This is a genomic window from Anoxybacillus ayderensis (assembly GCF_013761015.1).
GTDB classification, from domain to species: Bacteria; Bacillota; Bacilli; order Bacillales; family Anoxybacillaceae; genus Anoxybacillus; species Anoxybacillus ayderensis.
Genome location: NZ_JACDUV010000002.1, coordinates 53334 through 76848 on the forward strand (window position 1 = coordinate 53334; position 23515 = coordinate 76848).

Here is a 23515-nt window from a genome sequence, read left to right on the forward strand (position 1 = left end):
AAGAAAACGTTTTCGGGCAATGTGCCTAGTGGCGTTCATAAAGTAAAATCGCTAAATAAACAGTCAGTGCCCCTTTAAACTGCTTTATATCAATGCCTGTTTTTTCGATGAGTTTATCAATGCGGTATTGTAAGCTGTTGCGGTGCATATGAAGCTTTTTTGCCGCAAGAGAGACGTTTAAATTGCATTCAAAAAACGTCTTCATTGTTTTCATCATATCAGCATCTTGCTTGATCGCTTGTAAAAACGTCGTCGCATACGTGATGTCCTCATTGTTGATCAGCAAAAGAGGGAAGACGTCTTCGATGCAGTAGACGCGTTGCTCAGGCTTATGCTTTATGCCGATTTGAAAATACCGTTTTTCTGCAGCGAATATGTGCACAAGTTCAACAACATGCGGGCACTTTTGTCCAATATATGCTCGCAATTGAATGTAAAAATCACTACATAACGTATCAATTAGTTCAGGCAAAGTAGAAGCGACGCTCTCTTCTTGTTGTTCAATGACGATAAAGTGCTGTTCTGTTTCTGAAATCATCGTCACGTCGTAAGGGAAGAGCGATTGAATCGCTTCCATAAAATCATGTGCATCAACGGTTCCTTTTTGTATGTAAAAATAAATGAAACGTGTATGTGCCGAGCAAGGTAATTGTTCAAATGCTTGTTTATCGTTTTGAATTAAAAAACGATGCCATGCTCGTTGTTGTTCGCTCATCCAAGCAGGCATAGGTTGATGAGATGTAAATAGGGTTGCTAAAAGTTCCCGTTCTTTCACGGTAAGCGCTTCTTTTTTTATGCCAAACAGCTCACCGTGGTCTGTGGCAAACCATTCATATTCCTCTTGCTTGCTCACATGCCCGTGTTCAATAAGCGCTTCTCGATAATATGCTCGTAATTTTTCTAACATGTATGCCCATTCCTTTCGTCTCCCATCACGATCATTATACAAAAAGCGGCGAGAAAATGCTCGCCGCTTTATTTCACTTCATGTGGCGGTTGTTCCGTTTGGACATCGCGCGCCTCTTCAATATTTGTTGCTTGATAGCACGAATATACGTATCCTCCTGCCATGCCTTCGTTAATCATTCGGTCAATATCCCATTCATAATTATCGCGTTCTTTCATGATCCATGCCCCCTTATTCGTTATTTTGTATAAATGAAACAAAAGTATGCATTGTTCATTGGTTGTCCACATATATTCATGACGAGAGGTGAAAAGGATGATTGTTCAGTTTTTACACGCATTAACGAATTACGATTTAGATAAAGAGGAAGAAGCACTCGTTCGTTATTTATATGTGTTGCATATGGGAAAAGAATGGGAGAGAAAACAGGAAGAAAAAAAAGATGGATGGCGTGAGCGGTTCGAGAAAATGAATATATATAAAGAAGCGTGGCTTGCGTCTGAACATGCGACAGAACGAGAACTGTTTCGCATCTTGTTATGTAAAAGTTTGAAACAGTTGCACAAACAATTATCACACGTTTGCACTCATAACGGACAAGCCCTATAATGAATGGTTAGAACAGCTTATGGACAGAAGGGAGATCATTATGGGGCTTTTTCTTTATTTATTGTTTATGATCGCGGTTGGCGCATTGATCGGAGGAATGACGAATTCACTTGCGATTAAAATGCTGTTTCGTCCGTATCGCCCAATGTATATCGCAGGAAGAAGAATCCCATTTACACCGGGATTGATTCCGAAGCGGAGAGAAGAATTAGCGGAACAACTTGGGCGCATGGTCGTTGAACATTTATTAACAGCGGACGGACTGCGTCGGAAGCTAAACGATGAAGCGTTTGTTCGGGATATGACAAACTATGTGCAAGAAGAAATCGAACGTTGGCTACAATCGGATCGGACGGTTGCCGATTGGCTTGAGCGATTCGGTGTTAAGCATCCTGAGCAAATCGCTGAAATGTGGATTGAAACAAAATATAATACGATGATGTCACAATATAGTGAACAACCGCTTTATCGCATAATTCCAAGTGAGTTATTACAAAAAATTGATCATGCCATTCCTTCCATCGCCGATCGTTTATTGTTTCGTTTGCGCACGTATGTAGAGAGCGAGCAAGGAGAGCGGCAAATTGAACAAATGATTAATGAATTTTTACAAAGCCGCGGCATGTTTGGGAATATGATTCAAATGTTCCTTGGCAACGTCAGCTTAGCGGACAAAATTCGTCCGGAAATCGTGAAATTTTTACAAAGTGACGGGGCAAAACAATTGCTCGTGCAACTATTTACAAACGAATGGGAAAAAGTGAAAGCGATACATGTGCAAGACGTGGAGCAAATGATCGGCCATGAAAAAATTGTGTTATGGATCAAGCGACTGACAGTAGCCGTTGTGCAAGAGCCGCTTCAACAGCCGCTCGGTCCGCTTGTCGCTTCTCATGTGCGCGCTTCATTGCCGACATTCGTTCGTTTTCTTTTACAATTCGTTTCTGAGCGCATTGAACAATGGATGAAGCGGCTTCATTTGCAAGACATCGTTCGAGAAGAAGTGGCATCGTTTTCTGTGGAACGGCTAGAGGAAATGATTTTAACAATTTCGCGCCGCGAGTTTAAAATGATTACGTATTTAGGGGCTTTGTTAGGTGGAGTCATCGGACTCATTCAAGGTTGCATTACGTTTTTCATTCAACTGTAGACATACAGCGACCGCTTCGCTCATATCGTAAAAAGAGAGGGAAAAAGGAGAGGAGCGTGTCGCATGGACGTCCTTCAAACTATTCACGAACTTTCGACAGCGATTCGTATGAGTGAACCGTTTGCCGAACTTCGTCGCGCTTATGAGCAAGTGCAACTCGACCCGACAGCACATCAATTATTTGCGAAATTTCGCACGTTGCAAAAACAGCTTCAACAAAAACAAATGAGCGGATTTCCGGTTAGCGATGCAGATGTCGAATTGTTGCAACAACATTTGCACGTCATTGAAATGAACGAAAATATCGCGCGGCTTATTCAGGCAGAGGAACGTTTAAACGAATTGTTTGCTCAAGCGATGGCCGCGATGATTCAACCAATTGAACAGCTATATGACGGACACTCATGAAAATGGGTGTTCTTTTTTTTATACCCTTGTCATACGTATGAATGAAGCCATGACATCAAGGGGGGACGATCATGTATAAATTGCTTGCGCTCAACATTGACGGTACGTTATTAAAATCAAACGGAAAATTAGAGAAAAGAACGAAAGAAGCGATCGATTTTGTGAAGAAAAAAGACGTATATGTTACGTTGCTGACGTCAAGAAACTTTTTGTCAGCCAAAAAAGTGGCGAAAGCGTTGAAATTAGATTCGTATTTAGTGACATTTCAAGGGGCGCTCGTCGCGAAGTCGTTAGAAGAAAAGTTATATGAGTCGGTCATTCCGGCGCAAAAAACGTTTGATATTGTGCATGTGCTTGAACATTTCAACTGCAACGTTCGTTTACTTCATGAACGGTATTCGATCGGGAATCGAAAAAAAGTAAAAAACAATATGATTGCGAAAACGATTTTAGGAGATCCGTTTTTTTACCCAGCGCAATTTGTTGATTCATTAAGTGATGTGCTGCGCGATGATCCGATTGATGTCATGAAAATTGACGTCTTTTATTCAAACGAAGACGAATGTGATGACATCGTCGAAACGATGGAACGCGCGTTTCCAGAGATCTCCCTCACCATTAGCGACGGGAAAATCGAATTGTTGCCAAAAAACGTTTCCAAACTAAACGGGCTCATTCGTCTCGGAAACGAACTTGGTATTTCGTTAAAAGAAATGGTTGTGATCGGCGATCATATGGATGATATGCCAGCCATTGAAGCGGCTGGTCTTGGCGTTGCGATGGGGAATGCGCCAAATGAAGTAAAAGCGGTTGCTGATTGGGTGACGCGCTCAAACGAGCAACTAGGTGTGGCTTATATGATTAAAGAACATTTTCGAAAACAACATCGCCCACAATTTTTACGGCAAATTCGCACGACAGAGAAAAAATAATTTCCGTTTCTTGACGAGCTTTTCGCTTCTTCTGTACACTTAAATGAGTTTAATACTTTGAAGCGAAAGGTGATTTCATTGCGTATTGACATTTGCGGACTTGAGCCGGTTGATCGTTTTCAACGTTCTTTAGAGGTTATTACCGGTCTATTTTTTGAAGAGCAAACGCTCTCTTTCGCACGAACAGAAGAAGCGAATGTGCGTGTGACGATTCATGTGCAACAAGGAGAACAGCTTGTCGTTGTTGGTACGTTGCAAGATGAACATAGTCACACGTATGCGGCTCATTACGAACGGTTTTGGAAAACAGAAGAAGAAAAAGGACGCATGAAGCAAGTAAAACATGCCGTTTCGTATATATATTTATCACTATTACAGCAATATACAGGCGTTGTGCAACAGTGGGGGATTTTAACAGGCGTTCGTCCGGTAAAGTTACTTCATCAAAAATTACGTTCCGGTTTCACGAAAGAAGAAGCGCATCGCACATTGCGCGAAGATTATTTAGTGACGGACGAGAAAATTGAGCTTATGCAACATATTGTTGATCGTCAGTTGACAGTTGTGCCGGATTTATACGATTTATCGAAAGAAGTGAGCATTTATATCGGTATTCCGTTTTGTCCAACGAAATGTGCGTATTGTACGTTTCCAGCCTATGCGATTCAAGGAAAACAAGGGTCTGTCGATTCGTTTTTATTCGGATTGCATTACGAAATGGAACAAATTGGACGGTTTCTGAAAGAGCGCAACATTCCAATTACGACGATTTATTACGGTGGAGGTACACCGACAAGCATTACAGCGGAGGAGATGGATGCGCTATATGCGCATATGTATCGCGTTTTTCCAAATGTCGAGCGCGTGCGTGAAATTACAGTTGAAGCAGGAAGACCAGATACGATTACATCGGAGAAGCTAGCGGTGCTGAAAAAATGGAACATCGACCGCATTAGCATTAATCCGCAATCATACATTCAAGAAACGTTGCGAGCGATCGGTCGTCATCATACGGTTGAGGAGACGATTGAGAAATTTCATCTTGCGCGCGAAGCAGGCATGAACAATATTAATATGGATTTAATTATCGGTTTGCCAGGGGAAGGCGTTGAGCAATTTCATTATACGCTCGAACAAACAGAAAAATTGATGCCGGAATCGTTGACGGTGCATACGCTGTCGTTTAAGCGCGCTTCGGAAATGACGAAAAATAAAGAAAAGTATAAAGTCGCAGATCGTGATGAAATTAGTGAAATGATGAAGCGCGCGGAACGATGGACGAAGGAAAAAGGATATGTACCGTATTATTTATATCGCCAAAAAAATATTCTCGGCAATTTAGAAAACGTCGGTTATGCTTTGCCTGGTCAAGAAAGTATTTATAACATTATGATTATGGAAGAACAACAGTCGATTATCGGATTAGGATGTGGGGCATCGAGCAAATTCGTGCACCCGGAAACAAAAGCGATTACGCATTTTGCGAATCCGAAAGAACCGAAAGTGTATAACGAACATTATGAACATTACACGAACGAAAAATTAAAAATGATGGAACAATTATTTTAGCCCCGAGATGATCGGGGCTTTATCGATGAAATAAAATAAGTTTACCGCTTGATGTTGTGCAACGATGCGTTTTATGTTCTAACTGTTTTTCTTTTAATTTTTGTTCGCCAATTCGTTTTGCTTCGTCATCGTTGGTGGCAGTAAATGTTTCATCAAGCAGTTTTTCTCCTGTCTTTTCAAAAACGGTTAACGTATATGTTTTCAATTTCTCCACCCCTTTCCTTTGCATGTATTCGCTCCTTCGTAATCATTTCCTTCTTTTATACGTCTATTTTTCCGATTGTTCGCATATGTGTAAAGTAAGACAAGCTTAAAGGGGGATATGTATGCTTATTACATTGCTTCTTGCTGGGATTATAATTAGCGGATATATGGCCATTCGCACGGCGAGAGAAGAGCGAAAAATAGATGAAAAGTTGCTAGAGAAAGAAGGAGAAGTGTACATGGAGCGCATTCGTCAAGCGCGTCAGCAACGACAAAAGGCCTTGGAATAACAAGGTCTTTTTTCTTTTTTAAAAATTCACAAAAATTTTTCTTCATTTTTTTGCGTTTCGTGTTAGGATATATATTATTACATGACATGAGGGGGAGAAAAGTGTGAAGCGAGCGTACAATTTTAATGCAGGACCGTCTGCTTTGCCGCTAGCCGTGTTAGAGCGAGCACAAAAAGAATTGCTCAACTTTCAACAAACAGGCATGTCAGTCATGGAACTGAGCCATCGAAGCAAAGAATATGATGCGGTGCATGAGCGCGCAGAAATGTTGTTGCGCAAGTTGATGAACATTCCTGATACGCATGATGTGCTTTTTTTACAAGGGGGAGCAAGTTTACAATTTTCTATGGTGCCGATGAATTTGTTGAAGGAAGGGGAAGTCGGCAACTATGTGTTGACGGACTCATGGTCGGATAAAGCGATGAAAGAGGCAAAAAAAGTAGGGGCGACGCACGTAGCAGCTTCGTCGAAGGAGGAACAATATACATACATTCCGACGAATATCGAGCTGTCCGAGCGTCCTGCGTATTTGCACATTACGTCAAACAATACGATTGTAGGAACGCAATGGCGTGAATTTCCGAACGTGTCCGTTGATTTAATTGCCGATATGTCAAGCGATATTTTAAGCCGTGATATTGATGTGAGCCGTTTTGCGCTCATTTATGCAGGAGCGCAAAAAAATTTAGGACCTTCAGGCGTAACGGTCGTCATTATTCGGAAAGATTTGTTGGCGAAAGGGGACGACCGTTTGCCGACGATGTTAAACTATCGAACGTATAGCGAAAGCCGTTCGTTATATAATACGCCACCGACGTTTGCGATTTATATGTTATCGCTCGTGCTTGAATGGGTAGAGGAACAAGGTGGCGTGCAAGCGATCGAAAAGAAAAATGCGGAGAAAGCGGCGATATTATATCGTTGTATTGATGAAAGTGAAGGATTTTACAAAGGGCATGCAAAAAAAGAAAGCCGTTCGCATATGAATGTAACGTTTACGTTGCCAAACGAGGAGCTTACGAAGAAGTTTTTAGCCGAAGCGAAAGAAAAAGGGTTAATTGGATTAGCAGGCCATCGCTCTGTCGGCGGATGTCGCGCATCGATTTATAATGCGGTTGACATCGAAGCGTGCGAAGCGTTAGTGCAGTTTATGGACACGTTCCGAAAAAATATTTTTTGAAAATTTTTATTTTACGTCGGCACTTTAAAGTGCTATAATATTGTTAAACTTGTTTACAAGCTGAGAAGAGAAAAGAATGAGATGAGGAGAGATGAGAAATGAATACGAGAACGTTAGTATTATTATCGCTTTTTGTTGGGATTGGTGCGGTGTTGCACGCAGTCATTCCGGGGTTTTTCTTTGGAATGAAGCCGGATATGATGCTTACGATGATGTTTTTAGGCATTATGCTCTTCCCGAACAAAACAGCCGTTAGTTTATTAGCGATTGCGACGGGGATCATTTCGGGGATTACGACAAGCTTCCCGGGAGGCTTTATCCCGAACGTTGTTGACAAAGTGGTGACGGCTACGCTCTTTTTTGGATTGTTGATGTTGTTTAAGACGAAAGTGACGCCAGTGAAAGCGGCATTGCTGACTGCTATCGGTACGTTTATTTCTGGTGCGACGTTCTTGGCCGTTGCTTTAGCGGTTGTCGGTTTGCCAGGGGGAGCAACGTTTAGCGGATTGTTCGTTGCTGTCGTCATTCCAACAGCGTTTGTCAATACGATTGCGATGGTCGTCATTTATCCGATCGTACAATCGCTGATGAGACGAACATATACCGTTCCGCAACAATAATAAAAAGAACCCGATCGTTTATGGTCGGGTTTTCCTTATATCGTTCTTACTGCATGCGCAAGAGTAAAAAAGTCATAGCAATAAAAAAGAGAGCAAGGCTTCCAAATACACTCATGCGTTGCTTCAACACTTTTTTTGGGGGATACATGCGCGCTTTATTCAACATAGAAAATGTGGCAATCGTCAAATACAAAAAGATAAACCCAAGCGTCGCCGTCGCGATGACCATGTTTGCTCCTCCTAGTTCGAAAAGTCTATATTTTAATTTATTAAAAAATTCTAATATTTAATACTTTATTATTTATTGTTTTACTGGCATAATAAAAGATAAAAAGAAAGAAATATGACAAAGTGGGTGGAGAGATGAAAAGCACGGAACGACATTATTCTGTTAAAGAGGCGATGTTATTTAGTCAAAGGGTTGCCCAACTAAGCAAAGCGTTGTGGAAATCAATCGAAAAAGATTGGCAACAATGGATTAAACCATTTGACTTAAACATTAACGAACATCATATTTTATGGATCGCATACCATTTAAAAGGAGCATCGATTTCTGAAATCGCAAAGTTTGGTGTCATGCACGTATCAACGGCATTTAACTTTTCGAAAAAGTTAGAGGAGCGCGGGTTGTTGTCGTTTTCGAAAAAAGAAGACGATAAGCGAAATACGTACATTGAGCTGACGGAAAAAGGGGAAGACATTTTATTGAAATTAATGGAATCGTACGATCCGAAACGGACGTCCGTTCTTCAAGGAATTCAGCCGCTGTACGAATTGTACGGTAAATTTCCAGAAATGTTAGAAATCATGTGTATGATTCGAAATGTGTATGGAGACGATTTTATGGAAATTTTTGAACGTTCCTTTCAAAACATCGACCAAGAGTTTGTTGAAGAAAATGGAAAGTTAAAAAAGAAAGATGAGCAAAAAGAAGAAGTAGCTTCATTCGTTGAGCGTATGTAATAAACGTTGAAACTCTGTCATAAGCGGAACGAATAATTGTTGTTTTTTTAACGCGTCGATCGTCTCAGCAAGTGGAAGGTTCGGATGAAGCGCACTCGCAAATTCGTGAAGAAGCGAGGTGAAAATGACGAATCCTTCCTCTTTTTGTTGTTTATATTGTTCACTTAATTGTTCACAAAGTCGCAATGTATGTTCAACTTCTTCTTTCGTTAAACCATGACGGATGACGAGCGCATAAAATGGCTTTGTTTCTGGTGCGATCATGTCCAACATGAGCGAACAATAATATTCGAGTTTTTCTATGCGTTGTTCGATGCTCATCTTTCGAAACTCCTTTTTGCGTACTTGTGTGTATTATTTTACAGGAATTGTTGCATAAATGAAATGTCCATTATTGATTTCTCGAAAAAATCGTTGTAAAGTAGGGGAGTAAATACATAAAACTAGGAGGGGAATGTTTTGGCGCTTTATTTTATACCCCTTGCGACAATTGTGCTTTTCATCATCAATCAGCTCACGAATTCACTTTGTATTCAAAAGGAAATTCCAGAAGAAAAACAACCGAAAGTGTTTCGCACAATTAACGTCCTTATTACGATCTTACTTATTTCTTCCTACATCGAAGTATTATTTGCGTAAAAAAGCTGACAGTGTCCCTGTCAGCTTTCATTCGTTTAGTATAACCAAGCTGCACCAACGATAATTAATAAAATAAACAACACAACGATTAACGCAAATCCGTTTGCATATCCTACTCCTGCACCCATAGACGACACCTCCTTTCGTATATGAAGGCGTTGCGACGCTTTGACAATGTATTGTATGTCAAAAGAAGCAAAAAGGTATGGGCGCATCCTTGCTTTATTTTAGCTTTCGGAAAAAATATGGTATAGTATGTTTTGTGTATATTTATAGATAGGAGTTGTGAGGAAATGAAAAAATGGACAGTTGCAATGTCGGCAGCAGCCGTGCTTGCGCTTTCGGCTTGTAATAACGGATCAGACGTTGTCGTCGAAACGAAGGCAGGTAACATTACAAAAGACGAGCTATATAACGAAATGAAAGAGCGTTTCGGGAAAGATGTGTTGCGCGATCTTGTACATGAGAAAGTGTTAAGCAAAAAATTTAAAGTAACGGATAAAGAAATCGATAAGGAAATCGAAAATTTAAAAGAGATGTATGGCGTTCAATATGATTTAGCGGTGCAACAAAATGGAGAAGAAGCGATTCGCAACATGGTAAAACTTGATTTGTTGCGACAAAAAGCTGCGATGGAAGATATAAAAGTATCAGATGAAGAATTGAAAAAATATTACAATGAATATAAGCCGAAAGTGAAAGCGAGCCACATTTTAGTAGATGATGAAAAAACAGCAAAAGAAATTAAAGCGAAATTAGAAAAAGGCGAAGACTTTGCAAAATTAGCAAAAGAATATTCGAAAGATACAGGTTCTGCTCAAAACGGTGGCGATTTAGGTTGGTTTGGACCTGGCAAAATGGTTGAAGAATTTGAAAAAGCAGCGTATGCGTTAAAAGTCGGTGAAGTAAGCGACCCAGTGAAAACGCAATTTGGCTACCATATCATTAAAGTGACAGATAAAGAAGAGAAAAAGTCGTTTGATGAAATGAAAGAAGAAATGGAATATGAAGTGAAAAAGAGTAAACTCGATGCATCGAAAGTGCAATCGAAACTCGATAAGCTTATGAAAGAAGCGAATGTCGACATTAAAGACAAATCGTTAAAAGACGCATTAAAAAGCGAATAAAACGTTTATAAGAAAAGCGCAAAGCGCCCGCCTATCGGCGAAGAGCGCACAAGCCCCACCGAGGAGGCTGTTGCCGCCGCAGTGTGGGGCGAAGCGACTCGAGCCGATGGCGCTTGGAGCTAGACATCAACTCCAAATTTTATACTTTCTTATCTTTGAACGGAAGAAGGTGCCCACAAGGACACCTTCTTTTTTATAGAGCTTGTTTTATTTGCGCAGCGATGTGTTGTAATTCATCAAACGTGTAGTCGCTTTGATGTGATTTCCACACAGCCCCAAATCCATCCCCTTTACCGTATCGCGGAATGATGTGCATATGATAATGGAAAACGGTTTGTCCCGCAATTTCTCCGTTGTTGCTTAAAATGTTGATGCCTTCTGGGGAAAACTGTTCACGAATCGCATTGGCGATTGTCGGAACGACCTCAAAGACACGTTGGGCGATGTCTGAAGTTAATTCATAAATATTTTCTTTATGTACTTTCGGTACAACGAGCGTATGTCCTTTCGTCACTTGACTAATGTCTAAAAAGGCGATGACATGCTCATTTTCAAATACTTTTGCGGCAGGAATGTCTCCGTTTATAATTTTACAAAAAATACAGTCGCTCATCATCACGCCACCTTTCTTTCCATTTTGTCTTTATTTTACCACACGATTGTCGTTTCGAAAACGGAAAGAGCAGGATGCGCATCGCATCCTGCCCATTGAAGAGGGAGCTTCATGATTACGTGTCTTTTGGGAACACCTCATTTACGAGTAGAGTCCGTTACGCGTTTGTGAGTACGACGTTGTTCAAGATGACCATCCCCTTTTTAAGGGAGTGCTTTCGTTGTTACAGGCTAGCTTAATGTGCGGCCCGTAGACACCTCATTTCATCGTGTTCTTGAACTTGCTTTGTTGCTCACTGCGACTTGCTACTTGTTTGTCCCTCTTCGCTACTTATCATAACCTGTTTTTCTTTTCGTTATTCATTTGTTAAAATAAAAAATAATGATATGAAGAAAGGAAAGCGACGATGGCGTTATTACAAGTTCAACACCTATTCGGGGGCTATACGAAACAAAACATTTTAGATGACGTATCGTTTACTGTACAAAAAGGAGAAGTCGTTGCGTTAATCGGGTTAAATGGGGCAGGAAAAAGCACGACGATTAAACATATGATCGGATTAATGCAACCGCGTAAAGGAACGATTACGATCAACGACATGACGTTTCAAGACGACCTGGAACGATATCGGGCGCAATTTACATACATTCCCGAAATGCCTGCTTTATACGAAGAATTAACGTTAGAAGAACATTTACGTCTCACTGCTATGGCTTATGGCGTATCGGATGAAGCGTATAAACAGCGCGTGCCAAAATTGCTGAAGGCGTTTCGGCTTGAGAAAAAATTAAGTGCGTTCCCTGCGTTTTTTTCAAAAGGGATGAAGCAAAAAGTGATGATTATATGCGCTTTTTTAGTGGACGTGCCGCTTTATATCATTGATGAACCGTTTGTTGGGTTAGATCCGCTCGCCATTCAAGCGTTGCTTCAGCTTATTGAGGAAAGAAAAAAAGAAGGGGCGGGGATTCTTATGTCGACGCACATTTTAGCGACGGCAGAGCGATATTGTGATTCATTCGTCATTTTGCATAACGGACAAGTAAAAGCAACAGGATCATTGCCAACGCTTCAAGAACAGCTACATATGCCTCATGCGACGTTAGATGATATATATATCGAATTAACGAAGGAAGAGACGAACGATGATTGATGGAAAACAGTTATGGAAACAGCGAATGATCGCTCACATGGCGGAAGTGCGACGATACGGTCGATATATGTTTAACGACCATTTATTGCTCGTCTTATTTATTAGTATCGGGGCGGGTGCGGTATTTTATAAGCGAGCAGTCGATGAACTAACATCGTTTCCTTACGCGATCGTTGGCTCGCTTCTGATCGCTTTTGCGGTGACGCAAGGCGGGGTGCGGACGCTTGTCAAAGAAGCGGATGCGTTGTTTCTTCTTCCGGTGGAAAGACGGCTTCGTCCTTATTTTTGGCGCGCGGCAGGATATAGTTTTTTTCTTCATTTGTATGTTTCGCTCATCGTCTTCGTCGTTCTTTTGCCCCTTCACGTGAAGTTTTCAACGCAGCCACTTTCAGTTGTCGTGATGGCAATTGCATTGTTAACAGGGTGGAATACGTTCGTTCAATGGCAAGAGGAGTCACGAATCGGGCGCGATCGTTTTCACACATTCGTTCGCTTTTTAGTAAATGTGACGTTGTTTTATTTTTTATTATTGAAACAATATGTATGGATGCTTGTCCCTTTATTGTTTATGGTTATCATTGCGCTTGATGTGGAGCGAAAAGGAAAAGAGAACGCAATCCAATGGGAGCAGTTGCTTGCGAATGAACGAAAGCGAATGCAAGCATTTTATCGGCTCGCACATGCGTTTGTCGATGTTCCACACATCAAACATACAGTCAAAAAACGAACGTGGCTTCGGTTCTTTTTCCGTTTACTTGATCGTTTCCATATGCGACCGTATACGTATTTGTATGCACGCACCTTTTTCCGTGCAGGCGACTATTTCGGCTTGTTCGTTCGCCTAACAGCGATCGGTAGCGTCTTTATTTTTACGTTGCCTCGCGGTGTGGAGTGGTTCGCTCTTTTGTGTGCTTATGCCACAGCGCTTCAACTGCTTTCGATCCGTTCGTATCACCGGGGCCATCCGATTTTGTTTCTTTATCCGTTGTCGCCTGCTGAGGCGCATCGGTCGTTCATGCGCGTGTTATTTGCTATTGGGATGAGCCAAGCGCTTATTTTTGCGATGGTTGCATATATCGCTCACGGCGTTTTTGTTATGTTATGGACGTTTTTTATTGTTTTCGTCTGTTATGTCGCGGTGATGTTTTATGTGGGAAAAAAACGAGAAGCGGATTAAAACGGCTTCTCGTCTTTTTTCATATAACTGATCGCTGTAAGACCAAGCGTTTTTGCTGCAATAAGCATCGCACGTTCATCAAAATCAAATTTCGGATGATGGTGCGGATAGGCGATCGTTGTTGTTTCGGCTTTTGCACCTGTAAAGAAAAACGTTCCTTTTACATGTTGTAAATAATAAGCGAAGTCTTCCCCGCCCATATGTGGCTGAATTTCAACGACATCGGTCACATCTTCTATTTCACGAGCGGTAGCGATGAGAAATTTCGTTTCTTCTTCATGGTTTACAACGGGCGGATAGCCGCGCATATACGTGTATTCGTACGTACAACCGTTGGCGATGCAAGTTCCTTTGACAATTTGTTCAATTTCTCTTTCAATGTCATTGCGCACTTGTTCAGAAAATGTGCGCACCGTCCCGACTAATGTCGCGCGATCAGCGATCACGTTAAATGCGTTGTCGGAAACGAAAGAGCCGATCGAAACAACAGCAGGTTCAAGCGGATCGACGCGTCGGCTGACGATTTGCTGTAAATGCAGGACAAGCTGTGATGCGGTAACGATCGCATCTTTCGTTTTGTGAGGTTCTGCCCCATGACCGCCAGAACCTTGAATGACGATTTGAAAACGGTCGGCAGCTGCCATGATCGGTCCTGTACGATATTGAATGACACCTGTTGGCTCTGTTGCCCATAAATGTGTGCCGAAAATGGCGTCTACTCCTTCTAAACAACCGTCTTCAATCATCGCTTTTGCCCCGCCTGGTGCGTATTCTTCTGCGTGTTGATGAATGCACACGATCGTGCCGCTCCAATGCTCGCGCAATTCATAAAGCGCCTTAGCAAGAACAAGTAACGTCGCCGTATGCCCATCATGTCCACATGCGTGCATAACGCCCGAAACGGTCGATTTGTAAGGGACATCTTTTTCATCTTGAATAGGGAGAGCATCGAAGTCCGCCCGAAGTGCCACCGTTTTTCCGCCTTGTTGCCCATGAATGGTGGCGACTACTCCATTTCCTCCGACATTTGTTCGAACAGGAATGCCGAGTTGTTTATAGTAATTCGCAATATACGCGGCTGTTTTATACTCTTGAAACGATAGCTCAGGATGTTGATGGAAATGGCGACGAATCGCTACCATGTCGTCGTAATATTCGTGAAGTTTAGTAAATAACAACGTTTTCATATGCACCGTCCTTTCTGTTTTTTCCATTATACCATCGTTGACAAACGTCCGAAAACAATGTAATATACCCATATACGTATTTAGGAGGAGAACATATGGGCACATGGATCAATGTTGTTTTCATTATTTTACTCATTTACTTTGTTGCGACGAAAATGTTGCCGACAAAAGGTGTCGAACATATCACGCCCGATGAGTTAAAAAGCAAACTAAAAGAAACGAAAAACCGTCAATTCATCGATGTGCGCACACCAGCAGAATATCGAGCGCGCAACATTCGTCAGTTTAAAAACATTCCCCTTCATGAGCTATCTGCCAAATTGAACGAACTTGATCGGGAAAAAGAAACGATTGTTATTTGCCAAAGCGGCATGCGCAGCAATCAAGCGGCAAAAATATTAGTGAAAAATGGTTTTAAGCGCGTTGTCAATGTGCGCGGCGGCATGAACGCTTGGAACGACTAAAGGCTGACGACATGTCAGCCTTCTTTTACAACCGTATATGTTGTCACATAGGATGGACGCGGGAAAATGGATCGTTGTTGATCTATTCCTTCTTCTGTGCCGCGTTTTTGATGCGCTTTTTCATACGCTTTTGATTGTTGCCAACGGCGAAAGGCACTTTCGTTTTCCCACATCGTCATAATGACGTACGTATCGCTTTTTAACGGACGTAAGACGCGAATGGCGACAAATCCTGGTTCTTGTTCAATTAAGCGCGCCCGCTGTTGAAACCGATGTTCAAATAGCGGTCTTCCTTCATCGGTGACCGGAATGTTATTACACACGACAAACGTCCCTCCGAATGATCCAACAGCATCAAGCACTTCATACGGACGCGGCTCATGAAAGACGCTTTTTCCTTCCGTCTCATGAATGAGCATTCCGTTTTCCTCATCGCATACGAGCAACATTTGCTCACCCGGATATTGACTGCGCAATCGTTGTAAATAGTCGATCGTACCATTTGTCATAAATACGTACACGAACATCCTCTCCTTTCATTCGTTGCTCATATTTTACCACTTTCTTTTCTTCTTGGCGATTTCATGAACGTTGCGTATTATTACTACCCAGACGGTGAAAAAATCGGTATAGTTGTGTTAGTGGAAACAAATGAGTTATTTCGCTACACTATAATATAAGTGATTACATAATGTGAAAGGATGGACATGATGATTAAAAACGATACATTTTTACGCGCTTGTCGCGGAGAAGCGACAGAATACGTTCCAGTTTGGTATATGAGACAAGCAGGACGTTCACAACCAGAATATCGGGCTTTAAAAGAAAAATATTCCCTTTTTGAAATTACTCATCAACCAGAGCTATGTGCGTACGTGACACGTTTGCCTGTCGAACAATATAACGTCGATGCGGCGATTCTTTACAAAGATATTATGTCACCGCTTCCAGCCATCGGGGTTGACGTCGATATTAAAGCGGGGATTGGGCCGGTCATTGCGAATCCGATTCGCTCTCTTGCCGATGTCGAACGTCTCGGTGAAATCGACCCAGAACATGATGTACCGTACGTCCTTGAAACGATTCGAATATTAACGAAAGAGCAACTGACTGTGCCGCTGATCGGTTTTGCCGGTGCGCCGTTTACATTAGCGAGTTACATGATTGAAGGTGGTCCTTCGAAAAACTATAATAAGACGAAAGCGTTTATGTATGCAGAACCGAAAGCATGGTTTGCGCTTATGGATAAGCTAGCGGATATGACGATTCGTTACGTCAAAGCACAAATTCGCGCTGGGGCAAGTGCGATTCAAATTTTCGATTCATGGGTTGGAGCGGTAAACGTTGCGGATTATCGACAATTTATTAAGCCGACGATGGAGCGTATTTTTACAGCGCTTCGCGATGAAAACGTGCCGCTCATTATGTTCGGTGTCGGTGCAAGCCATTTAGCGAAAGAATGGCATGACTTGCCGCTTGACGTCGTCGGTTTAGATTGGCGTTTGCCAATTCGTGAAGCGAAAGAGATGGGACTAACGAAAGCGCTACAAGGCAACTTAGATCCAGCCGTATTGCTTGCGCCATGGGAAGTCATTGAAGCGCGCGTGAAACAAATTTTAGATGAAGGAATGGCGCATGAAGGTGGGTACGTATTTAATTTAGGGCATGGCATTTTCCCGCAAATTCAGCCAGAGACGTTAAAACGGCTCACAGCGTTTATCCATGAATATTCAGCAAAAAGAAAAGGATGAATGAACGATGTCAAAAAAAGTGATGGGACTGCTTGTCATGGCGTATGGTACGCCATACAAAGAGGAAGATTTAGAGCGATATTATACGCATATTCGACACGGTCGTAAACCGTCGGAAGAAATGTTGGCCGATCTTCGCGAACGCTATGAAGCGATCGGGGGGATTTCTCCGCTTGCGGCCATTACGAAACAACAGGCGGAAAAGCTTGCTGAACGGCTGAATGAAGTGCAAGATGACGTTGAATTTCGCGTATACTTAGGGTTGAAGCATATTGAACCGTTCGTTGAAGATGCTGTTCGGCAAATGCATGAAGACGGCATTGAAGAAGCGGTTTCGATCGTATTAGCCCCACATTTTTCGACGTTTAGCGTCAAATCGTACAACGGACGAGCGAAAGAAGAAGCGGCGCGTTTAGGCGGACCGACATTGACGTGTGTGGAAAGTTGGTATACTGAGCCAAAATTTATTCAATATTGGGCAGATCGAGTGAAAGAAACGTATGCGGCGATGTCTGAACGAGAGCGCAACAAAGCGATGTTAATCGTGTCAGCGCATAGCTTGCCTGAAAAAATTATTGCTATGGGCGATCCGTATCCGCAACAGCTACAAGAAACGGCGGACTTGATTGCGAAAGAAGCAGGCGTTTCTGACTATGTGATCGGATGGCAAAGTGCAGGGAATACGCCAGAGCCGTGGCTAGGTCCTGATGTGCAAGATTTAACACGGCAATTATACGAAGAAAAGCAATACGAGGCGTTTGTATATGTTCCAGCTGGATTTGTCGCAGATCATTTAGAAGTGTTATACGATAACGACATTGAATGCAAGCAAGTCACGGACGAATTAGGGGTAAGTTACTATCGTCCACCGATGCCGAATGCGCATCCACAGTTTATTGACGCCCTTGCAACCGTTGTTTTAAACCATTTACGTAAAGAAGGCTGGTCGTTATGAAAAAGAAAGTCGTCATTATTGGCGGTGGAATAACGGGATTGACGGCTGCGTATTACTTGCAAAAAGAAGCGCGAGAAAATAACATACCGATTTCGTGTGAATTAATTGAAGCGAGCCATCGACTTGGAGGAAAAGTGCAAACGGTGTATCGCGACGGGTTTGTTATTGAACGCGGTCCAGACTCTTTTTTAGCACGAAAAATGAGCGCTTCCCGTCTCATTCACGAAGTCGGGCTTGAAAAAGAGCTTGTGCATAACACGGCCGGGCAATCGTACATTTTAGTGAATCGAACGCTACATCCGATTCCGGGCGGAGCGGTGATGGGGATCCCGACAAAGCTTGCACCGTTTGTCGTGACGCGTCTTTTTTCTCCGTTTGGCAAGCTTCGCGCCGCTGCTGACTTTGTTTTGCCGCCGTTAAAAACAGAAGGAGATGTATCGCTCGGCCATTTTTTCCGTCGACGTCTTGGCAATGAAGTTGTCGATCGGTTAATCGAGCCTTTATTATCGGGCATTTACGCAGGGGATATCGATCAGTTAAGCTTAATGGCGACATTCCCTCAATATTTCCATTTAGAGCAAAAGCACGGAAGCCTCGTGCTAGGCATGAAACGATCGATGCCAAAGCAAAAAACGAAACAAAAAAGCGACAAGGGCATTTTCCAAACGTTAAAAACAGGGTTGTCATCGCTCGTTGATGCCATAGAGCAAAAGCTCGAAAAAGGAACCGTGCATAAAGGGATACGTGTCGAGCGGATTGAAAAGGTAGATGACCGATACGTGTTAACGTTAAGCAACGGGGAGAAAAAAGAAGCGGATAGCGTCATCGTTGCGGTTCCGCATCAATCGTTGTCATCGCTTTTTCCAAATGAAACGATGTTTTCTTCTTTTGAAACGATGCCATCAACGTCTGTCGCAACGGTCGCATTAGCCTTTCCGAAAGAGGCGGTAGCAAAAGATATGAACGGAACGGGATTTGTCGTCTCGCGCGATAGCGACTATACGATTACTGCATGTACGTGGACGCATAAAAAATGGCCGCATACGACACCGGAAGGCTACGTGTTGTTGCGTTGTTATGTCGGGCGCCCTGGAGATGAAGCGATTGTCGACCAAACAGACGATGATATTGTTCAAGTGGTGATGGACGATTTAAATAAAGTAATGAATATGACGACGAAACCGATGTTTTCGATCGTGACGCGTTGGAAACAATCGATGCCGCAATATATTGTCGGCCATCGCGAACGAATCGAGCGCGTCAAACAAAATATGCAACAACAGCTTCCTGGCATCTTTTTAGCAGGAAGTTCGTATGAAGGTCTCGGTCTTCCAGATTGTATCGATCAAGGGGAAGAAGCGGTAAAAAAAGTGTTGCACTATTTATGTTACGCGAAGGAAAAGGTGTCTTCTTAAATAAGGCACCTTTTCTATTGCAAGTGCATGTGATGTATGTTATGATTTAAAACGAAATGACCAAAATGTTCATTTAGTCAAAACAAAGGATGAACGCCTATGTCAGAAAAAAGAAAACAAATTATTGAAGCGGCAGCGAAGTCGTTTTCGCTGTTCGGTTATAAGGCGACAACGATGGATCAAGTAGCGAAAATGGCGAACGTTGGGAAAGGAACGATTTATACGTTTTTCAAAAGTAAAGAAGAGCTACTTGAAGAAATCGTCTCTTCCATCATTTCTGAAATTAAGCGTGAAGCAGATGCAGCGATTGATCGGCGCTTATCGTTTAACGAAAACGTACAACGCGCTTTGCAACGTATTTTTACGTTTCGCAAAGAGCATGAGCTGACGATAAAACTTTTACAAGAAGTTCGTGATATTGGCACGCCAGCTGTACGAGACGTCATGAAGCGGCTTGATCGTGAAATGATCGCTTACGTTCGTGAAAAGATTGAAGAGGCGATGACAAAAGGAGAAATTCGTTCGTGCGATGCGGAGTTAACGGCGTTTTTAATGTTTAAAATGTATATCGCTTTAAACGTTGATTGGGAAAAGGAACACGAGCCGTTATCACAACAAAAAATTGCCGAACTGTTTCATTTGTATTTGTTAAAAGGATTATCTCGGTGATGATCCTTCTCTTTTTTGTAAGAAATGACTAAATGAACAAATTGGTCAATATTTTAAAAAAGGGGGTTGAGCATATGCATACATTTCAATTGTTGATGAAAGAAATAAAAGCGGTCACGTCCAATCGGAAAGTGCTCATTCCGATTATCGCTGTGTTGTTTATTCCGCTTTTATATAGCGGCATGTTTTTATGGGCGTTTTGGGATCCGTACGATCATTTAGATGATTTACCTGTCGCCGTTGTAAACAAAGACAAAGGAACAACGTTTGAAGGAGAAGAGCTCCATATAGGTGACGATCTTGTTGACAAGTTGAGAGAAAAGAAGCAGTTTGATTGGCATTTTGTAAGTGAACAAGAAGGAGAAAAAGGGTTAAAAGAACAACGGTATTATATGCTCATTGAAATTCCTGAACATTTTTCACAACATGCCACGACGTTACAAGACGATCATCCGAAAAAACTGCAACTCATTTACAAGCCAAATGAAGGATTTAACTTTTTATCTGCCCAAATTGGCGCAACGGCGGTTGAAAAAATAAAAACGGAAGTCGCAAAAACATTAACCGAAACGTACGCGGAAAACATGTTCGACAAAGTAAAAACGTTGGCAGATGGACTAACAAAAGCGAGCGACGGAGCAGAAAAGTTGCATGATGGACTCGTTGATGCAAGCGAAGGAACGAATAAACTGTACGATGGCATGAAACAAGCGCAAGATGGTTCAAATGAATTGTATCGCCATTTAGCGACACTTGCGGAGAAATCGATCGCATTTACCGACGGATTGCATCAAGCAGCTGACGGTTCGATGCAAGTGGAAACAGGTGTTCAAACGCTTCATGACGGAATGAAGCGCATGGTTGATGGGCAAGGACAGCTAGTTGCTGGAGCGCAACAAGCAAAAGAAGGGACGGCAAAGCTTGCTTCTGGGGCCAATCGTGTGCTTGAAGGAGTGAAAGCACTTGATGAACGCATGCCGCAGCTGTTGCAAGGTTCGGAGCAATTAAGCGGGGGAGCAGAAAAATTAGCGACATCGCTTTCCGAGTGGCAACAAGGAGCTACGCAAGTTCAAACAGGTGCTACTCAAGTGGCAGGAGGGTTAGAGAAGTTAGCTGTTCAACTTGATGCCCTCATTGCGCAAACGTCAGATCCAACGCAAAAAGCAGTATATGAGCAACTCAAACAAAACGTTGTGCAATTGTCGTTAGGAAGCAAGCAAGTGGAAAACGGAGTGGCACAGTTAAACGATGGCGCCAAGGCGTTGCAAGCAGGAGCAACATCGTTAAGTCATGGAGCAAAGCAGTTGCATGAAGGGCATATCGCTCTCGAAGGTGGCGTGAATCAACTGCTTGCGGGACAACAACAGTTGGCAGATGGTGCGAATGCGCTTGCGAGCGGTCAAGAAAAGCTTGTTTTAGGCATGACTACGTTACATGAAAAAATGAAAGAAGCGGAGCAAGGAACAGCGAAGCTCGCTCATGGTGGCAAAACGCTCGCTTCTGGATTGCAAGTTCTTGCGGACGGTGCCGATCAACTTCAAGATGGTGCGCATCGATTGGCTGACGGTTCGCAACAATTGGCCGGCGGGATGAATGAGTTAACAACCGGGACAGGAAAATTGCAAGATGGTATGAATCAATTAACAGACGGTTCAGAAGAACTAGCAAGTAAATTAAAAGAAGGTGCGGAGAAAGCAAGCGATGTGAAGGCAAATGAAGCTGTATACAACATGTTTGCTGAACCGGTGAAAGTAAAAAATGAAAAAATGAATAAAGTGCCAAACTATGGAACGGGATTTACGCCATATTTCTTATCATTAGGATTGTTTGTTGGGGCACTTTTACTTTCAATCGTCTTTCCACTTCGCGAGCCAGCTGCAGCACCGCGCTCGCCATTTAGTTGGTTTTTTGCAAAATTTGGCGTACTCATCGGCGTCGGTATTTTACAAGCGCTCCTTGCTGATAGCGTATTGTTGTTCGGGCTCGATTTACAAGTGAAAAGCGTTCCGTTATTTATCATCTTTAGCATTGTGACAAGCATTGCCTTTTTATCGGTCATTCAATTTCTCGTTACAGTTTTTGGGGATCCTGGACGATTTATCGGGATTGTTGTATTAATTTTACAATTAACGACAAGCGCTGGAACGTTCCCGCTTGAGTTAATTCCACGTTCGTTGCAACTATTTAATGCATGGTTGCCAATGACATATTCTGTTTTCGGATTAAAAGCTGTCATTTCAAGCGGTGATTTCTCATTTATGTGGGAAAACGTCGGCAAACTGCTTATGTTTATCGTTGTCATGATGGCTGGAACGATGACGTATTTTACAATTCAACATCGTCGACAGTTTACAACGATTGTTGAACAAGCTTCTGAAGCGTAAGACGCTTCAGAAGTTTTTTTGTAATGAAAAAATTTTTTAAAAAATTAACTTGCATATACAAGAGAGTGTAAGTATAATATGAATATGAAAACGATTTCATTCGTTTCTTTTCGATTGAAATAAGGGGGGAATGGGAGGATGGCGACGATTGAAGATGTCGCCAAGCTAACAGGGCTTTCACGGACGACCATTTCGCGCGTCATAAACAATCACCCGTACGTGTCAGAAGAGAAACGAAAGCTCGTGCTTGAAGCGATGGAGAAGCTAGGATATGTGCCTAATTCTTCGGCGAGAAGTTTGCGTAATCAAAAAACGGGCATTTTAGCATTATTTATTCCGCGTATTACAAATCCGTTTTTTAGCGAACTTGTCGAAGCGACCGAAATAGCAGCAGCGGAACATGGCTATCAGCTCATTATTTGTCAAACGCGCTATTCGCCGGAAAAAGAATTAAACTATATGAATTTATTAAAAACAAAGCAAGTAGACGGAGTCATTTTAGCTTCTATCCAAAATGAGTGGAAACAGCTGAAGCCTTTTTTACAGTATGGGCCGATCGTTCTTTGCAACGAGTTTGACGATTGTGCAAACGTTCCAACCGTTCGGCTCGATCAAGTGTACGGGGGATACATAGCGACGAAACATTTGCTTGAACAAGGCCATACGAAAATTGCGTATTGTTCCGGTGGCTATCAAAGCAATGTAGCAAAATCGCGTGAGATTGGCTTTAAAAAAGCGTTAGCGGAATATAAGCTTACGTTTGATGAACGATACGCTTTTCGCGATGCGTTTCACATTGCGGACGGAAAGCGTGTATTCCGACAAATAATGGCGCTTTCCAATCGTCCGACTGCCGTATTTACCGGAAGCGATGAAGTGGCGGCTGGCATTATATCTGAAGCGTTGGCGTGCGGCTATCGCATCCCTGAACATTTAGCGGTCGTCGGCTTTGATAATCAAGCAATTGCGGAACTAACGAATCCGACAATTACAACGGTGCATCAACCAGTCAAACAAATGGCACAAAAAGCAGTTGATGTGATGATAGAAAAAATTCAAACAAAAAAATATGACGTGCAAGAAATTTACGAATTTCCACTTCAACTGATTGTTCGCGCATCGACAGTTGGTAGCAAGCTTCACTAAAGTGAA

29 protein-coding genes are annotated in these 23515 nt (G+C 42.4%); 20 read left to right on the forward strand and 9 right to left on the reverse strand.

Features of this window, described 5'->3' with window-relative positions:
- Positions 1 to 25: 25 nt before the first annotated feature.
- Positions 26 to 907, reverse strand: a complete 882-nt coding sequence (locus HNR63_RS02605; RefSeq protein ID WP_181519697.1) for a PucR family transcriptional regulator — start codon at positions 905 to 907, stop codon at positions 26 to 28.
- Between the two features lie 68 nt (positions 908 to 975).
- Entirely contained in the window at positions 976 to 1125 is a 150-nt protein-coding gene (locus HNR63_RS02610) for a hypothetical protein (RefSeq protein ID WP_009362015.1), read from the reverse strand.
- A 97-nt stretch (positions 1126 to 1222) separates the two neighbouring features.
- Here HNR63_RS02610 and HNR63_RS02615 point away from each other — a divergent pair, with 97 nt between their 5' ends.
- The 5 genes from HNR63_RS02615 (at position 1223) to HNR63_RS02635 (ending at position 5575) form a co-directional block, all read left to right on the forward strand.
- A complete protein-coding gene (locus HNR63_RS02615; protein WP_181519698.1) occupies positions 1223 to 1516 on the forward strand; it encodes a hypothetical protein in 294 nt (97 codons plus the stop codon).
- A 40-nt stretch (positions 1517 to 1556) separates the two neighbouring features.
- On the forward strand, positions 1557 to 2666 hold the full coding sequence (locus HNR63_RS02620) for a DUF445 domain-containing protein (RefSeq protein WP_181519699.1): 1110 nt from the start codon (positions 1557 to 1559) through the stop codon (positions 2664 to 2666).
- A gap of 63 nt (positions 2667 to 2729) precedes the next feature.
- A complete protein-coding gene (locus HNR63_RS02625) occupies positions 2730 to 3074 on the forward strand; it encodes a YlbF/YmcA family competence regulator (protein ID WP_181519700.1) in 345 nt (114 codons plus the stop codon).
- Between the two features lie 71 nt (positions 3075 to 3145).
- A complete protein-coding gene (locus HNR63_RS02630; RefSeq protein WP_181519701.1) occupies positions 3146 to 4006 on the forward strand; it encodes a Cof-type HAD-IIB family hydrolase in 861 nt (286 codons plus the stop codon).
- Between the two features lie 69 nt (positions 4007 to 4075).
- Positions 4076 to 5575, forward strand: a complete 1500-nt coding sequence (locus tag HNR63_RS02635; protein ID WP_181519901.1) for a coproporphyrinogen III oxidase — start codon at positions 4076 to 4078, stop codon at positions 5573 to 5575.
- 19 nt (positions 5576 to 5594) lie between these two features.
- Here HNR63_RS02635 and HNR63_RS02640 read toward each other — a convergent pair whose 3' ends face one another.
- Positions 5595 to 5780, reverse strand: coding sequence for a YhzD family protein (locus tag HNR63_RS02640; protein ID WP_085789342.1), 186 nt, complete (start codon positions 5778 to 5780; stop codon positions 5595 to 5597).
- 121 nt (positions 5781 to 5901) lie between these two features.
- On the opposite strand from HNR63_RS02640, the gene HNR63_RS02645 reads away from it, so the two are divergent.
- The 3 genes from HNR63_RS02645 (at position 5902) to HNR63_RS02655 (ending at position 7869) form a co-directional block, all read left to right on the forward strand.
- The gene (locus HNR63_RS02645; RefSeq protein ID WP_021095513.1) at positions 5902 to 6069 is read left to right on the forward strand and encodes a sporulation YhaL family protein; all 168 of its coding nucleotides are present in this window, start codon (positions 5902 to 5904) and stop codon (positions 6067 to 6069) included.
- 103 nt (positions 6070 to 6172) lie between these two features.
- Positions 6173 to 7249 (forward strand): 3-phosphoserine/phosphohydroxythreonine transaminase, encoded by a 1077-nt coding sequence (gene serC, locus HNR63_RS02650; RefSeq protein ID WP_021095514.1) that lies wholly within the window; start codon positions 6173 to 6175, stop codon positions 7247 to 7249.
- 98 nt (positions 7250 to 7347) lie between these two features.
- Positions 7348 to 7869 carry a tryptophan transporter gene (locus tag HNR63_RS02655; RefSeq protein ID WP_021095515.1) on the forward strand — a complete coding sequence of 174 codons (522 nt, stop codon included), beginning with the start codon at positions 7348 to 7350 and terminating at the stop codon, positions 7867 to 7869.
- Between the two features lie 46 nt (positions 7870 to 7915).
- Here HNR63_RS02655 and yhzF read toward each other — a convergent pair whose 3' ends face one another.
- Positions 7916 to 8098: a membrane protein YhzF gene (gene yhzF, locus HNR63_RS02660; protein ID WP_042534583.1), complete on the reverse strand. Its 183-nt coding sequence runs from the start codon at positions 8096 to 8098 to the stop codon at positions 7916 to 7918.
- A gap of 134 nt (positions 8099 to 8232) precedes the next feature.
- Here yhzF and HNR63_RS02665 point away from each other — a divergent pair, with 134 nt between their 5' ends.
- Entirely contained in the window at positions 8233 to 8832 is a 600-nt protein-coding gene (locus HNR63_RS02665) for an HTH-type transcriptional regulator Hpr (RefSeq protein ID WP_181519702.1), read from the forward strand.
- On the opposite strand, the gene HNR63_RS02670 is transcribed toward HNR63_RS02665, so the two are convergent.
- Positions 8812 to 9153: a YhaI family protein gene (locus tag HNR63_RS02670; protein ID WP_181519703.1), complete on the reverse strand. Its 342-nt coding sequence runs from the start codon at positions 9151 to 9153 to the stop codon at positions 8812 to 8814. The genes HNR63_RS02665 and HNR63_RS02670 overlap by 21 nt on opposite strands.
- A gap of 138 nt (positions 9154 to 9291) precedes the next feature.
- Between HNR63_RS02670 and HNR63_RS02675 the strand changes: the two genes are divergently transcribed.
- Positions 9292 to 9471 (forward strand): hypothetical protein, encoded by a 180-nt coding sequence (locus tag HNR63_RS02675; RefSeq protein ID WP_085789325.1) that lies wholly within the window; start codon positions 9292 to 9294, stop codon positions 9469 to 9471.
- A 35-nt stretch (positions 9472 to 9506) separates the two neighbouring features.
- Here the strand turns inward: HNR63_RS02675 and HNR63_RS02680 are convergent, their stop codons facing one another.
- Positions 9507 to 9599, reverse strand: coding sequence for a YjcZ family sporulation protein (locus HNR63_RS02680; protein ID WP_009362001.1), 93 nt, complete (start codon positions 9597 to 9599; stop codon positions 9507 to 9509).
- A gap of 165 nt (positions 9600 to 9764) precedes the next feature.
- On the opposite strand from HNR63_RS02680, the gene HNR63_RS02685 reads away from it, so the two are divergent.
- Positions 9765 to 10598: a peptidylprolyl isomerase gene (locus HNR63_RS02685; protein ID WP_181519704.1), complete on the forward strand. Its 834-nt coding sequence runs from the start codon at positions 9765 to 9767 to the stop codon at positions 10596 to 10598.
- Between the two features lie 193 nt (positions 10599 to 10791).
- Here HNR63_RS02685 and HNR63_RS02690 read toward each other — a convergent pair whose 3' ends face one another.
- A complete protein-coding gene (locus HNR63_RS02690) occupies positions 10792 to 11211 on the reverse strand; it encodes an HIT family protein (protein WP_021095313.1) in 420 nt (139 codons plus the stop codon).
- Positions 11212 to 11617: 406 nt separating this feature from the next.
- Between HNR63_RS02690 and HNR63_RS02695 the strand changes: the two genes are divergently transcribed.
- Together HNR63_RS02695 and HNR63_RS02700 are read left to right on the forward strand one after the other, a co-directional pair.
- Positions 11618 to 12361, forward strand: coding sequence for an ABC transporter ATP-binding protein (locus tag HNR63_RS02695; protein ID WP_181519705.1), 744 nt, complete (start codon positions 11618 to 11620; stop codon positions 12359 to 12361).
- Positions 12354 to 13538, forward strand: a complete 1185-nt coding sequence (locus HNR63_RS02700; protein ID WP_181519706.1) for an ABC transporter permease — start codon at positions 12354 to 12356, stop codon at positions 13536 to 13538. Before HNR63_RS02695 ends, HNR63_RS02700 begins: the two co-directional genes overlap by 8 nt.
- Here the strand turns inward: HNR63_RS02700 and HNR63_RS02705 are convergent.
- On the reverse strand, positions 13535 to 14725 hold the full coding sequence (locus HNR63_RS02705) for a M20 family metallopeptidase (protein WP_181519707.1): 1191 nt from the start codon (positions 14723 to 14725) through the stop codon (positions 13535 to 13537). The two genes, HNR63_RS02700 and HNR63_RS02705, sit on opposite strands and share 4 nt — an antisense overlap.
- 95 nt (positions 14726 to 14820) lie before the next feature.
- Here HNR63_RS02705 and HNR63_RS02710 point away from each other — a divergent pair, with 95 nt between their 5' ends.
- Positions 14821 to 15189, forward strand: coding sequence for a rhodanese-like domain-containing protein (locus HNR63_RS02710; RefSeq protein ID WP_085789285.1), 369 nt, complete (start codon positions 14821 to 14823; stop codon positions 15187 to 15189).
- A 14-nt stretch (positions 15190 to 15203) separates the two neighbouring features.
- Here the strand turns inward: HNR63_RS02710 and HNR63_RS02715 are convergent, their stop codons facing one another.
- The gene (locus HNR63_RS02715; protein WP_085789284.1) at positions 15204 to 15710 is read right to left on the reverse strand and encodes an antibiotic biosynthesis monooxygenase family protein; all 507 of its coding nucleotides are present in this window, start codon (positions 15708 to 15710) and stop codon (positions 15204 to 15206) included.
- A gap of 180 nt (positions 15711 to 15890) precedes the next feature.
- Here HNR63_RS02715 and hemE point away from each other — a divergent pair, with 180 nt between their 5' ends.
- The 6 genes from hemE (at position 15891) to HNR63_RS02745 (ending at position 23509) form a co-directional block, all read left to right on the forward strand.
- Positions 15891 to 16940, forward strand: a complete 1050-nt coding sequence (gene hemE / locus HNR63_RS02720; RefSeq protein WP_181519708.1) for a uroporphyrinogen decarboxylase — start codon at positions 15891 to 15893, stop codon at positions 16938 to 16940.
- Between the two features lie 7 nt (positions 16941 to 16947).
- Complete coding sequence (hemH, locus tag HNR63_RS02725) at positions 16948 to 17895, forward strand: ferrochelatase (RefSeq protein ID WP_085789282.1); 948 nt, start codon at positions 16948 to 16950, stop codon at positions 17893 to 17895.
- Complete coding sequence (gene hemY / locus HNR63_RS02730; RefSeq protein ID WP_181519709.1) at positions 17892 to 19310, forward strand: protoporphyrinogen oxidase; 1419 nt, start codon at positions 17892 to 17894, stop codon at positions 19308 to 19310. The genes hemH and hemY overlap by 4 nt, the downstream gene beginning before the upstream one ends.
- A gap of 99 nt (positions 19311 to 19409) precedes the next feature.
- Complete coding sequence (locus HNR63_RS02735; protein WP_181519710.1) at positions 19410 to 19979, forward strand: TetR/AcrR family transcriptional regulator; 570 nt, start codon at positions 19410 to 19412, stop codon at positions 19977 to 19979.
- A gap of 74 nt (positions 19980 to 20053) precedes the next feature.
- Complete coding sequence (locus HNR63_RS02740) at positions 20054 to 22363, forward strand: YhgE/Pip domain-containing protein (protein ID WP_181519711.1); 2310 nt, start codon at positions 20054 to 20056, stop codon at positions 22361 to 22363.
- Positions 22364 to 22501: 138 nt separating this feature from the next.
- Positions 22502 to 23509, forward strand: coding sequence for a LacI family DNA-binding transcriptional regulator (locus HNR63_RS02745; protein WP_181519712.1), 1008 nt, complete (start codon positions 22502 to 22504; stop codon positions 23507 to 23509).
- Positions 23510 to 23515 lie beyond the last annotated feature (6 nt).

What these genes read in the sequence shown, in the direction of transcription:
- HNR63_RS02710 (WP_085789285.1), top strand. Translation starts at nt 14,821, where the DNA reads ATGGGCACATGGATCAATGTTGTTTTCATTATTTTACTCATTTACTTT.
- HNR63_RS02630 (WP_181519701.1), top strand. Translation starts at nt 3,146, where the DNA reads ATGTATAAATTGCTTGCGCTCAACATTGACGGTACGTTATTAAAATCA.
- HNR63_RS02680 (WP_009362001.1), bottom strand. Translation starts at nt 9,599, where the DNA reads ATGGGTGCAGGAGTAGGATATGCAAACGGATTTGCGTTAATCGTTGTG.
- HNR63_RS02700 (WP_181519706.1), top strand. Translation starts at nt 12,354, where the DNA reads ATGATTGATGGAAAACAGTTATGGAAACAGCGAATGATCGCTCACATG.
- HNR63_RS02610 (WP_009362015.1), bottom strand. Translation starts at nt 1,125, where the DNA reads ATGAAAGAACGCGATAATTATGAATGGGATATTGACCGAATGATTAAC.
- HNR63_RS02735 (WP_181519710.1), top strand. Translation starts at nt 19,410, where the DNA reads ATGTCAGAAAAAAGAAAACAAATTATTGAAGCGGCAGCGAAGTCGTTT.
- HNR63_RS02645 (WP_021095513.1), top strand. Translation starts at nt 5,902, where the DNA reads ATGCTTATTACATTGCTTCTTGCTGGGATTATAATTAGCGGATATATG.
- HNR63_RS02705 (WP_181519707.1), bottom strand. Translation starts at nt 14,725, where the DNA reads ATGAAAACGTTGTTATTTACTAAACTTCACGAATATTACGACGACATG.
- HNR63_RS02605 (WP_181519697.1), bottom strand. Translation starts at nt 907, where the DNA reads ATGTTAGAAAAATTACGAGCATATTATCGAGAAGCGCTTATTGAACAC.
- HNR63_RS02665 (WP_181519702.1), top strand. Translation starts at nt 8,233, where the DNA reads ATGAAAAGCACGGAACGACATTATTCTGTTAAAGAGGCGATGTTATTT.
- hemY (WP_181519709.1), top strand. Translation starts at nt 17,892, where the DNA reads ATGAAAAAGAAAGTCGTCATTATTGGCGGTGGAATAACGGGATTGACG.
- HNR63_RS02615 (WP_181519698.1), top strand. Translation starts at nt 1,223, where the DNA reads ATGATTGTTCAGTTTTTACACGCATTAACGAATTACGATTTAGATAAA.
- HNR63_RS02695 (WP_181519705.1), top strand. Translation starts at nt 11,618, where the DNA reads ATGGCGTTATTACAAGTTCAACACCTATTCGGGGGCTATACGAAACAA.
- HNR63_RS02745 (WP_181519712.1), top strand. Translation starts at nt 22,502, where the DNA reads ATGGCGACGATTGAAGATGTCGCCAAGCTAACAGGGCTTTCACGGACG.
- HNR63_RS02740 (WP_181519711.1), top strand. Translation starts at nt 20,054, where the DNA reads ATGCATACATTTCAATTGTTGATGAAAGAAATAAAAGCGGTCACGTCC.
- HNR63_RS02690 (WP_021095313.1), bottom strand. Translation starts at nt 11,211, where the DNA reads ATGAGCGACTGTATTTTTTGTAAAATTATAAACGGAGACATTCCTGCC.
- HNR63_RS02685 (WP_181519704.1), top strand. Translation starts at nt 9,765, where the DNA reads ATGAAAAAATGGACAGTTGCAATGTCGGCAGCAGCCGTGCTTGCGCTT.
- hemH (WP_085789282.1), top strand. Translation starts at nt 16,948, where the DNA reads ATGTCAAAAAAAGTGATGGGACTGCTTGTCATGGCGTATGGTACGCCA.
- HNR63_RS02655 (WP_021095515.1), top strand. Translation starts at nt 7,348, where the DNA reads ATGAATACGAGAACGTTAGTATTATTATCGCTTTTTGTTGGGATTGGT.
- hemE (WP_181519708.1), top strand. Translation starts at nt 15,891, where the DNA reads ATGGACATGATGATTAAAAACGATACATTTTTACGCGCTTGTCGCGGA.
- HNR63_RS02620 (WP_181519699.1), top strand. Translation starts at nt 1,557, where the DNA reads ATGGGGCTTTTTCTTTATTTATTGTTTATGATCGCGGTTGGCGCATTG.
- HNR63_RS02670 (WP_181519703.1), bottom strand. Translation starts at nt 9,153, where the DNA reads ATGAGCATCGAACAACGCATAGAAAAACTCGAATATTATTGTTCGCTC.
- yhzF (WP_042534583.1), bottom strand. Translation starts at nt 8,098, where the DNA reads ATGGTCATCGCGACGGCGACGCTTGGGTTTATCTTTTTGTATTTGACG.
- HNR63_RS02625 (WP_181519700.1), top strand. Translation starts at nt 2,730, where the DNA reads ATGGACGTCCTTCAAACTATTCACGAACTTTCGACAGCGATTCGTATG.